This is a genomic window from Acidimicrobiia bacterium (genome assembly GCA_016650365.1).
In the GTDB taxonomy this organism is placed as follows: Bacteria; Actinomycetota; Acidimicrobiia; order Spongiisociales; family JAENVV01; genus JAENVV01.
This window is the reverse complement of sequence record JAENVV010000273.1, coordinates 1-9,807: the sequence shown is the minus strand read 5'-3', so window position 1 is coordinate 9,807 and position 9,807 is coordinate 1. Positions and strand designations below refer to the sequence as shown.

The 9,807-nt window shown below is 61.7% G+C and carries 12 protein-coding genes and 1 tRNA gene; 6 read left to right on the top strand and 7 right to left on the bottom strand.

Features of this window, described 5'->3' with window-relative positions; all coding sequences use genetic code 11:
• From JJE47_15480 to JJE47_15455, 6 genes are all read right to left on the bottom strand, one after another.
• Positions 1 to 1,094, bottom strand: a 1,094-nt coding sequence (locus JJE47_15480) for a HEAT repeat domain-containing protein (protein MBK5268821.1), incomplete at its 3' end; no start/stop codon positions are given.
• Positions 1,091 to 1,492: a response regulator gene (locus JJE47_15475; GenBank protein MBK5268820.1), complete on the bottom strand. Its 402-nt coding sequence runs from the start codon at positions 1,490 to 1,492 to the stop codon at positions 1,091 to 1,093. The genes JJE47_15480 and JJE47_15475, both read right to left, overlap by 4 nt.
• A 341-nt stretch (positions 1,493 to 1,833) precedes the next feature.
• The gene (locus JJE47_15470; GenBank protein MBK5268819.1) at positions 1,834 to 2,136 is read right to left on the bottom strand and encodes an antibiotic biosynthesis monooxygenase; all 303 of its coding nucleotides are present in this window, start codon (positions 2,134 to 2,136) and stop codon (positions 1,834 to 1,836) included.
• Positions 2,137 to 2,209: 73 nt separating this feature from the next.
• Positions 2,210 to 2,653 carry a heme-binding domain-containing protein gene (locus JJE47_15465; protein ID MBK5268818.1) on the bottom strand — a complete coding sequence of 148 codons (444 nt, stop codon included), beginning with the start codon at positions 2,651 to 2,653 and terminating at the stop codon, positions 2,210 to 2,212.
• Positions 2,650 to 4,065, bottom strand: coding sequence for a HAMP domain-containing protein (locus JJE47_15460; protein MBK5268817.1), 1,416 nt, complete (start codon positions 4,063 to 4,065; stop codon positions 2,650 to 2,652). The genes JJE47_15465 and JJE47_15460 overlap by 4 nt, the downstream gene beginning before the upstream one ends.
• Complete coding sequence (locus JJE47_15455) at positions 4,062 to 4,745, bottom strand: response regulator transcription factor (protein ID MBK5268816.1); 684 nt, start codon at positions 4,743 to 4,745, stop codon at positions 4,062 to 4,064. The genes JJE47_15460 and JJE47_15455 overlap by 4 nt, the downstream gene beginning before the upstream one ends.
• Positions 4,746 to 5,069: 324 nt before the next feature.
• On the opposite strand from JJE47_15455, the gene JJE47_15450 reads away from it, so the two are divergent.
• The 6 genes from JJE47_15450 to JJE47_15425 all read left to right on the top strand — a co-directional run bounded on the left by JJE47_15450 (position 5,070) and on the right by JJE47_15425 (position 9,431).
• A complete protein-coding gene (locus JJE47_15450) occupies positions 5,070 to 5,633 on the top strand; it encodes a hypothetical protein (GenBank protein ID MBK5268815.1) in 564 nt (187 codons plus the stop codon).
• Positions 5,620 to 6,096 carry a hypothetical protein gene (locus JJE47_15445; protein ID MBK5268814.1) on the top strand — a complete coding sequence of 159 codons (477 nt, stop codon included), beginning with the start codon at positions 5,620 to 5,622 and terminating at the stop codon, positions 6,094 to 6,096. The genes JJE47_15450 and JJE47_15445 overlap by 14 nt, the downstream gene beginning before the upstream one ends.
• A complete protein-coding gene (locus JJE47_15440; GenBank protein ID MBK5268813.1) occupies positions 6,083 to 7,009 on the top strand; it encodes an FAD:protein FMN transferase in 927 nt (308 codons plus the stop codon). The genes JJE47_15445 and JJE47_15440 overlap by 14 nt, the downstream gene beginning before the upstream one ends.
• The gene (locus JJE47_15435) at positions 7,006 to 7,590 is read left to right on the top strand and encodes a ferric reductase-like transmembrane domain-containing protein (GenBank protein MBK5268812.1); all 585 of its coding nucleotides are present in this window, start codon (positions 7,006 to 7,008) and stop codon (positions 7,588 to 7,590) included. Before JJE47_15440 ends, JJE47_15435 begins: the two co-directional genes overlap by 4 nt.
• 15 nt (positions 7,591 to 7,605) lie before the next feature.
• Positions 7,606 to 8,640, top strand: a complete 1,035-nt coding sequence (locus tag JJE47_15430) for a hypothetical protein (GenBank protein ID MBK5268811.1) — start codon at positions 7,606 to 7,608, stop codon at positions 8,638 to 8,640.
• A gap of 717 nt (positions 8,641 to 9,357) precedes the next feature.
• Positions 9,358 to 9,431 (top strand) — tRNA-Met (locus tag JJE47_15425).
• A 142-nt stretch (positions 9,432 to 9,573) separates the two neighbouring features.
• Here the strand turns inward: JJE47_15425 and JJE47_15420 are convergent.
• Positions 9,574 to 9,735 (bottom strand): hypothetical protein, encoded by a 162-nt coding sequence (locus JJE47_15420; protein ID MBK5268810.1) that lies wholly within the window; start codon positions 9,733 to 9,735, stop codon positions 9,574 to 9,576.
• Positions 9,736 to 9,807 lie beyond the last annotated feature (72 nt).

The window sequence follows — 9,807 nt, the reverse complement described above, 5'->3', positions numbered from 1 at the left end:
GGCTGGTAGAGACCGGCGAATCTGGCGGCCGACGATGGATCGTCATGTACCTTCGGTCCCCTGGCCATGAGCTGGGCACGCGCTGCATCAGCGGCGTATCGGTCTTCGTGGTCGAGTGTATCGAAGAGTGCCTCAATTCCGCCGTCGATGGTGCCGAGCGTCGCGGCGGCGTTTTGGCGAACCCACCAGGCCGGATCGGTCAATGCCGCGACGAGGAAAGGGATCGACCTCGGGTCGTTGTGGGGTGCCAGCGCAGTCACGACCTGTGCCCGGACCCGCCAGTCGGGGTCCGAGGTCCGGCGTAAAAGCGCATCGAGCACTCGCCGGCCCCACGGGTGCCCCAGCGCGGTGGCGGCCCGAATCCTGAGCTGAGCATCAGTTCCGTCCAGGGCGGTCAATAATGCGGTTACGGCTCGGGGGTCACCGATTTGGCCCAGACAGCGCACCACGGCCGGTAACTGGCGAGGGGCAGGGTCGAGCAACGGTCCAGCGATGAGCACATAGTTCGAGAGCGTCGGAACGGCCACTTCACCAAACCGGACCAGCGCATCGGCGAAACGTTCGGCTACCCACAGATCCTCGTTCTCCAGCGCCGCCACGATTGGTCGCACATCGTCTTCGTGCCCGATGATGGAAAGCCCGGCGGCGGCCTCGATCCGGACCTCGGGGGAGCTGTCGCCTAGGGCAGCGATGAGGTGCGGTCGGGACCTTGGCGTGGCAATAGCCGCTAGAGCCGCCACCGCCCGCAAGCGCGTCGAGATCCGGCGGGCATTGGCAAGATCATCGTGGAACCGGTCGATCATGTGAAGACGGTCGGCGAGGTCGACGAGAATGCGTTGCTCTTCTCCGGCTACGAGCGTGAAAAAGTCGATCAAGGTGTCGTGAAATGCCGGGTCGTCAGCCCAGGCATCGATGTCGTGACTTGGCTCCATCGATCTACTCACGATCTCGCCAAGCGTCGAGATGTACACGGCGCCCCGAAACGCCTCCTTGCGTTCCCGATAGTGGCGACTCAGCTTGATGACGAAAAGGGTCGCCATGGCCACGATGGTGAGAGCGACCAGGAACAGCACGACCCGACTGAGCGGGATCACTGAGCCGCGACTCCTCCGTCGGGGTCCAAGAGGCGGTCGACCGCCGCAAGTAGTTCGTCGCTTGATATGGGCTTGTAGAGATAGAAGCTGGCTCCGAGCTCAAGTGCCTGCTCACGCATACGCGGCTCCTCGATGGCCGACACCATGATCACGGGTACGTCGATGCTGGCCGCCCTCCACGCCTGGAGTACCTCGGCGCCTACCCGGCCCGGCATCACCTGGTCCATCACCGCCAGGTCGAGGTCCTGAGTGAGTCCAATTTCGAGCGCTTCCGTGCCGTTCGCGGTCGTTATGACGCGATAGCCGTGCTGTTGAAATACTCGCTTGAACAACTCGGTTACAAGTCGTGAGTCGTCTGCCACAAGAATGACAGGCATTCGGTCCGGCATAGCCTTCATCCGCTCCAGGTTCGGCGGGTGCCAGGACCCTCGTGGATCCGTCACACATCGCAGAGCGGATGGTACCAGCCAGGTCTTGCGAGGCCGGGCAGTCCTGTCCCTGATGCAAACTGCTGGTTGGTTCATACCGTGGGGTGGGGTCGTCAAGGGGGCCGGAAACGAAACGATGGCGTCCCAAGCAGCTGTTGGCCGGTCGTTTGGCTAGCGGCACGACTGACGTATGCTGCACAGGTGACTCACCAGGCACCCAGCCCGGGTCCACCGGGTCCCAACTGACGAGTTCCTCGCCACCTTGCGGACCGCAGTTGGGCAGGTGCCGCCCGCCGACCAGGTGACCTAAGTCAGCTCGACAGGTCCCACCCGTTGCTGAGCACGGTTTCGGTGTGTTCAACGAACGCACCTTCCCGGTGCGGTCCGAGTCGCCCGACCCAGGATTGAAAGGCGTCCGACGCCCGGAACGCCTGGTGATGGGCGATGGACTCCCACCGGACGACGAGCACGTAACGACCCGGCGTCTCGACACTTCGTTGCACGGTGTGACCGTGATAGCCGTCAGCGGCGGCAATCACGCCCTTGACTTCTTCCATGCCTATCTCGAAGTCAGCGGGGTCGTTGGTGCGAAAGTCGGCTACTTCGAGAATCATGGTTGCTCCATCGGTTTGGGTCTGGCGCCGACCCTAGTGCGAGAGACCCGGCGCACTCTGAGCACCGGACCTGTCATCCTCGACGTCCTCCGACCGACGCTTCCAACCCGGTGATGAGTTGTTGCATCTCAGAGTCGGTCAATCGGGCGGCCGGGTGAATCCATCCGTAGTAGATGGGGGGCATCTCGCCTGACTCGATCACTTCGCCCAGCTCGTCGGTCTCTTGCTCGCCGGTGTTCCATTCCGAGAAGTTGAGTTTGCCGCGCCCTTCATCGACGTCATGGGTGGCCAGCCATGAAATAGGGGCAATGTTGGTGTACCACGGCCAGACCACTTCATTGCTGTGACAGTCATAACAGGCCGCCACCGCCAGTTGTCTTGTCGCTGCCGAATCCCACTGCGGCTCGGCTAGTACTGGCGGGTTGTCATGGGCGCGACCATACGGCACTGCCTGAATTACCACGAGCAGACCGATCAGGATGAGCGGACTCCGTTTCAACCACTTTCGCCAGTTCATAGCTGTCTCCTGTTGCTTTGTCCCGCCGCGGTGGCAGGATCCAAACTTGGTGGTCCGGCTGCGTCGAAGGTGACAGTCACGGTCAGGCCAGTCGGTGAATTGTCGGCCAGGGCTAGCTCGCCGTGTGATGCCTCGACGAGACTCTTGATGATTGCCAGGCCAAGACCGGTTCCTGGCTTGCTCGGATCGGCCCGCCAGAAGCGCTCGGTGGCCAGCCGTTTCTGTTCGCCATCGAGACCCGGACCGGTGTCCGAGACCGAAAGGACGTGTCGGTCGCTCCCTTCCGAAATGGTGGCAGTAATCGTGGCGCCCGGCGGTGATGCGCTCATGGCGTTGTCGAGGAGGTTGTCGAGGATTTGTTCGACGCCACCCGGAACCGCGCTTACCCAGACCTTGTGGCGGGGCATCAGCGTCTTGATGGTGAGGCCCGCCTCGTCGGCGATGGCAGTCCAGGTATCGGCCCGGTCCTGGGTCAGCTTCGTGAGATCGCAGGGTGCCACGGCCTGGACTTGGTCCGCTTTGGCCAGGTGGAGGAGATTGTTCACCAGTTCCGAGAGTCTGGCGATCTCGCCGACGGCCAGATCGAGTTCCTCCACCTGCATTGGATCATCAATCGTGCTCTGGAGATTCTCCAACCTGAGCCGGAGGGCGGTTAGCGGGGTGCGAAGTTGGTGTGACGAATCCGACACGAACTGGCGTTGCTGTTCGAGCAGTCGGTCCAGGCGGTGGGCCATCGTGTTCATCGCTTCTTCGAGCGAGATGAGCTCAGGCGGGGAACTGGGGTCGGGAACGGTCTGGGTCAGGTCGCCTCCGGCGAATCGGGCAGCCGTAGTTTGCAGGTGTCGGATTGGTCGAATAACCGAGCTTGCCAGCGTTTTGCCGACCGCCGCCACCCCGATGAGGACCACGATCGCCACGCCGCTCAGACCGATCCAAAACCGTTGGACTCGTTCGGTTACTTCGTGGGTATCGAGCGTGATGCGGACCGCCCCGTGAACGTTGCCGCCCGAAGCCACGGGTACGGCCACGTAGAGCAGGTCGGCGTTGAGCGTGTCCGAGTGGCGAATTCCTGTCGCCCGACCGCCATTGAGGGCTATTTCGAATTCTGGTCTGGTCGAGAAATCCCGGTCGGTGTTGGCCGCGGTGTCCACGAGCGAGATGCCCTGGTCGTCGACGATCACCACCCGGGCCGAGGTGTCCCGATTGTAATTGGCAGCTGGAACCGGATCAGGGATGGTGTCCTTTTCGAGGGCGTCCTCATAGATGGAAGCGAGAACGGTGGCGTCTCGCTCGGCATCGGCGGTGAGTCGGTTGAGTTCTCGTTGTTGAAAGAAGAGGCCAAGCGGGATTTCGAGCACGAGCAGGACGAACACCGTCACAATGAGGTAAGACACGATGAGGCGCCGTGTCATGGTGTAGGCGGCTGATCAGGCATTGTGAAACCGACCCCGCGGACGGTTTCGATGGTGGCGGGACCGATTTTCTTGCGAAGCGACGCGATATGAACGTCGAGGGTCTTGGTTGGTCCCCACCAGTTCTCGTCCCACACGTCTGAGATGATCTGGTCGCGGGTGTGGACTGTTCCCGGGTCGGCCGCCAGGTAGGCGAGCAGGTCAAACTCTTTGGGTGTCAGGGTGACGGGTTGACCCGCCAGGGTTACTTTGCGGGTGCGTCGATCAATGGTCAGTTGGCCGACTTCGATCGGTGTGTTACCGGTAGGCGCCGGCGGGGCGGTCTGATCCTGGTTCGATCGTCGCAGAACGGCCCGAATCCGGGCGACGAGTTCCCGGAACCCGAAAGGCTTGACGACGTAGTCGTCGGCACCGAGTTCTAGCAAGGTAACCCGATCGATCTCTTCTCCGCGAGCGGTCACCACAATGATCGGCACCTGAGATCGGGCTCGCAGCTCCCGGCATACGACCCGACCGTCGAGATCAGGGAGTCCGAGGTCGAGCAGGACCAGGTCGGCGGGAGGGGCGGCCAATGCTTCTGCGCCGGTACCGACCAGGTGAACATCAAAGCCTTCCCGGGTGAGTCCGGTACGCAGCGGCTCGGAGATCGAGCGGTCATCTTCGACTACCAGCAGGCGCATGTGGCAAGGTTCGCAGGATCACCGCCCGTATGCCAAGGTCTTGGCCGTTTCGTAACGAACTCCTAACCATTCGCTGGCCAAAATGCTCCGAAATCACGCCCGATGGCTGAAACCGCCGGGGAACCCCCCATTCGTCGAACGGATGAGACCGCCGATTCGCCAGCGGCCATGGGCTCTTTCGGGTGTCGACCGAACAACTGTGCTCGGCTCGTCCGGATCTTTACCAATTGCTAACGCAGCGCTGGGTTTGTGCTGGATCGCCATTTTGTATGTTGGTACCACAACCAAAGAATCAACGAACGATTCTCTTGAAAGGTCAACACCATGCAACGACGAAACGCCATGATTACCGCAGCCTCCGTCGCGGCCGTCGTCCTCACCGCCGCTACCGCAGTCGGCGCCAACATGGGCATCCTGTCCTCGGCGGACGAAAGCCCGCTCGGAACGCTCGCCGCCAATGTTCCGGTTGCCGTTACCGAACCTGAAGTAGTCGACGTCTACCTTGACGACGCCCCTGCTCCCACCGATACGACGACCGGATTCGTATCCCAGGAGTTCGCCGTCGATGCGGCCGGCTCGGTGGTTCTGGACTCGAATTCGTCGACCCTTCGTCTTGGGGCCGTGAACGCCAATGAAGGCTGGACCTGGTCGAGTAGCCAAACATCTGATTCGGAATTGACCGTTACTTTCGTGTCAGATTTCGTAACCCTGGAGCTCGTAGCCGCACTGGGCCCTGACGGGACCGTTGAGGCACGGGTTGATCAACCGGTCATCGTGACCGAGCAGCAACCCGCCACGGTGGCCCCCGCCTCGGCAAGTTACTCCGATGACGACCACGAGTCCGATGACGGTCGTGAAGAGCACGAGGGCCGCGATGCCGATGACTGATACCGCCAGCTCCGTCGACCCTGTCCAGTTGGCCCGAATCGACCGACTTCGCGAGCGGGCCAACCAGGCCGGGGCTCCCGCAAAGCCGGGCTCCCGAACTGATGGGGTCCGCCCGGATTCGCAGCCGGGAGGTACCCGCCGGCCCACCAAACGTCGTCATGCGGCCTTCGGGTCCCGGGTGGTGGCCGCGGCCCTCGGTGTATCTGCGATGTTCAGCATCGTCGCCGCCCTCGGCATCAATGCCGCCGAAGCCCAGACCCAGGTAGCGTTGCCCGTGGCTCCCGCCGAAGCCCCTCGCCGAATTGTCGTGCTCCATCACAACACGACTGCCCCGGGGGCCACTCAGGATGTGGCGACGGTGTCAGCCTCTGGTCCTATTGCGTTGACCGCCCAACCGGTCGTGCGGGTCGTGCAGGCCCCTCGGTCGGCAGCCCCGGTGGCGAGGACCAATGGCAGTCGCTGAACATCACTTTCGAGTGATGGCCTCGGCAACTCAGCTCATCGTGGTAGACCCCGCCACGGGAGCCATTGAGGTAGCCGAACGGCGGCTGGACCAGCTTGAACAACGCTGGAGTCGGTTCTTGCCTGATAGCGACATCACCCGTATCAACACATCCCATGGAGAGTGGGTCCCGGTCGCGCCGGACACGCTCACCCTCATCGGGACCATGCAGGCTGCGAGTGTCGAGACCGCCGGGCGGTTTGATCCGACTCTCATGCACGAACTGCTCGTCGCCGGCTACACCACAAGCATTGAAGATCCCGCCCGGGTCAGCGTCACCATCGATATGTCGTGCATGGGCCTCAGTGTCCATGACGTCATACTCGACGGCCCACGGTCGCAAGTATGGGTTCCTCCCGGACTGGCGCTTGACCCGGGTGGCCTTGGCAAGGGCCTGGCCGCCGACCTGGTTGTCAATGAGCTCTTGGCGGGCGGTTCCGCTGGTGCGTTGGTCAGCATTGGCGGAGACCTCTTCGCGGCTGGTCGTCCTCCAACTCCGACTGGATGGCAGGTCGTCATCGAAGACCCACTCGACGTTGATCGTGATCTGTTGACCATGGAGTTCGATGGCGGTGGGGTAGCGACCTCCAGCACGCTGTCGCGCCGCTGGCGTGTCGATGGTACGACCCGTCACCATCTCATCGATCCGACCTCGCGGGACTGTTCGACCACGGACCTCGCCGCCGTTACGGTTGTTGCCCCGACCGGATGGCAGGCCGAAGCCCATGCCACGGCGGCGATCCTGGCGGGCTCCCATGGCGTGATCGACTATCTGACCTCGAACGGTCTGACCGGTGTTGCTACGACACTCGACGGAGCCCGCTTGGTCACCGACGACGTAAACGGCCGCGCGCTACATGAGGCTTCCCGATGAATGAGCAGTTTTGGTGGTTTCTGGCTCGCGGGTCCGGGGTGGTCGCCTGGTTATTCCTGACGGCTTCCGTGCTGTGGGGGATCTTTCTGTCGACCGACCTGTTTCCGAAGCACCGTCGACCGGTTTGGCTACTCGATCTTCACCGTTGGCTGGGCGGACTCACGGTGGCGTTTGTGGTCGTTCATGTGGGTTCGCTCATCGCCGACAGCTATGTGCAATTCGACCTGATGGACGTGTTGGTGCCGTTTGCCAGTGAGTGGCAGCCAGGACCGGTAGCTCTCGGTGTCCTTGGCATGTGGGGCCTGGTCGCCGTCGAAGCAACGTCGCTGGCCATGAAGCGACTTCCGAAACGGATCTGGCGTGGCATCCACCTCATGAGCTATGTGACGTTCTGGTTTTCGGGACTCCACGGAGCATTTGCCGGGACCGATGCCCTCCGACCGCTGTTCGTGATCACCCTGACTGTATCGGTCGTTGGCGTCGTGTTTGCCGGTACCTACCGGATGATCAATGGTCGGAAACGACGCCGGTTGACCATCCCGTCGTCGAAGGCTCAACGATCTGTTGCGGGGAACCTTTGACCTAGCGTTACCGTTGTGACGGTTGTGAAATGGATCACGAGCATGTTCGTTGGGGTGCTCGCGCTTGGAGCCTGCACCGGAGGTGCTCAGATTCCAGTCCCGACCCTACCTCCGCTCGATCTACCGGCGTCCGTTACCACCTCGATTCCCGAAACGGTCGCAACGACCGTTCCATCGTCGACCACCACCACCATGGCCGGATTGCCGATCGTTGACCTGTTACTCGCCCAACCATACGGCGGGTCGGGTTGCCTCGGGTCAAAGACGATGTTGACCAATACCGGAGGAGTGACACGGTTTGTGTGGTTGCTCGACCCGGCAACTCTGGAGGCGGCGACAGTCGACGTTCGCCTGTTGCGAACAGATTCACTTGTGTACGTACTCGACGGGTCGACGGTTATCGTGCGGGGCCTGGACGGGCTTGCTCTCGTCGAAGGAGGTGCGAGGACGGTGTTGCTGGCTCCGCCCGAATCCGATGCCGGCGTTTTTGAACCCACCGTCTGGGTCCTCGACGTCTCGTGTGCCGATGGCGTGGTGGCTGTCGCCACAGCCGGGGTTGTGGATGATCTGGCCCCGGTTACATGGGCGATCGTCGCGGTGGACGCAGCCGGGACGACGAACGAGGTTGCCTTCGATCCGGGCGTCCTTGCCGACGGCGGTTTGTTCTCGCCAGACGGCGCGTATCTGTTGGTGGGGGCCTACGGGCCCGATCCGGCATTCGGTGGCCTTCATCGGGTCATTGATGTTTCGGACGGCTCGGTGGTGACCATCGGTCGTGACCTGCTCGCAGCCACCGAGCAGTCCCGGTTGACCCGCATCGGGTGGGTTGATTCCCAAACATTGTATGTGGAACGCGAGGATCAGGTGGGGGAGTCCACCGCTCTGCTGATCGGACTTCCCGACGTGGTCATCGAATCCGTCGAGCCCGGCGCGGTTGAACTGTTGCCTGTGTTCTCGTGTGTGGTCGATGTGTCAGATGGTTGGGTTTCCGATGCGACCATAGGGCGGGTGGCAAGCATCAACGGTCGGGTCCACTCCGTCTGCTGGTAATGGTGGCATCCGTTTCGTTCGTCGCTTCTTGCATGGCTATGACGTCGGGGTCGGGTGGCCGCCGATCCCCCGCTATGCCGATCCGGTACGCGCTTGATAGGGTCAAATGGCCCTGACGGACCGTGCGGCCGAGAGCGAAGATGTCGTTGGAGGAATCTGACTTGTCTGATTCGAAGTTCGCCGATCTTCCGAAAGCCGTTCGCGACTTTCGTCCCAACTGTCCCGGCTGCACCCCCATCAAGTTGGCTGACCCAAGTGCAAGACCATGCAGCTTTTATGACTGTTCCGGATTACCACCCGAACTGGAAGTGAGCTGCGATATATGCATGTTCGACTTTGTAGCTGACGACGGTCAAGTGAAGTGTGATCACAGCACGTGCCCGACAGCGTTGCGTCTCAGCGCCAACGTGGAGACCTACAAGACCTGGGTAGGCCTTGTAACAACCGAAGCAGGAATTGGAGTGTGACCGCCTGACCGCGGTCTGGTGACCTTCGGTATCGAGATGCGGTTCCTGGCCTTTGGTACTCGCTAGCTCGGGATTGAGAACCATTCATGCCTGGTGATGTCGCTGCACTCTCGGACTCCCGCGTACGCTCTGTGTTTGGATTGGCGATCTTCGCGAGGAATTGGCTGCGAAGTTTCGCCCGTAGTTCGCTGGGACGCTGACAGGCTTTGACGGATCGTCGCCATCAGGCGTACCATGTTGCTTACAACGACGCGGGGTGGAGCAGTCTGGTAGCTCGTCGGGCTCATAACCCGAAGGTCGCAGGTTCAAATCCTGCCCCCGCTACGAACGAACCCCCAGGTCACAGACCTGGGGGTTTCCTTTTGTTCTGACCCAAAGTCGCCCATGTCAAACCGGTGTCAAACCATGGGTTTCGAATCCGACCCACAGGAACAGTCTTCCGGACAGTCCTGGTGGGCTCGGATACTTACTCGGAGACGTTGATGGTCAATTCGTCGGGAAGTGCGTCGGATGCCGGGCGGTTCGACTCCCAACGTTGTTGATCAAGCTCCGCGTTGAGTCGCTCAAACCGCACAGCCATTGCTTCAATGCCTGCGACCTCGTCAAGCCTATCGGTTGTCTTCTTCACGGCAGCTGTTTCTCTAGCGAGGAGAGCGAACTCGGGTAGTGCGAGATCGAGCCCGATGATGTGATCTCTATT

What these genes read in the sequence shown, in the direction of transcription:
- JJE47_15475 (MBK5268820.1), bottom strand. Translation starts at nt 1,492, where the DNA reads ATGAAGGCTATGCCGGACCGAATGCCTGTCATTCTTGTGGCAGACGAC.
- JJE47_15470 (MBK5268819.1), bottom strand. Translation starts at nt 2,136, where the DNA reads ATGATTCTCGAAGTAGCCGACTTTCGCACCAACGACCCCGCTGACTTC.
- JJE47_15465 (MBK5268818.1), bottom strand. Translation starts at nt 2,653, where the DNA reads ATGAACTGGCGAAAGTGGTTGAAACGGAGTCCGCTCATCCTGATCGGT.
- JJE47_15460 (MBK5268817.1), bottom strand. Translation starts at nt 4,065, where the DNA reads ATGACACGGCGCCTCATCGTGTCTTACCTCATTGTGACGGTGTTCGTC.
- JJE47_15455 (MBK5268816.1), bottom strand. Translation starts at nt 4,745, where the DNA reads ATGCGCCTGCTGGTAGTCGAAGATGACCGCTCGATCTCCGAGCCGCTG.
- JJE47_15450 (MBK5268815.1), top strand. Translation starts at nt 5,070, where the DNA reads ATGCAACGACGAAACGCCATGATTACCGCAGCCTCCGTCGCGGCCGTC.
- JJE47_15445 (MBK5268814.1), top strand. Translation starts at nt 5,620, where the DNA reads ATGCCGATGACTGATACCGCCAGCTCCGTCGACCCTGTCCAGTTGGCC.
- JJE47_15440 (MBK5268813.1), top strand. Translation starts at nt 6,083, where the DNA reads ATGGCAGTCGCTGAACATCACTTTCGAGTGATGGCCTCGGCAACTCAG.
- JJE47_15435 (MBK5268812.1), top strand. Translation starts at nt 7,006, where the DNA reads ATGAATGAGCAGTTTTGGTGGTTTCTGGCTCGCGGGTCCGGGGTGGTC.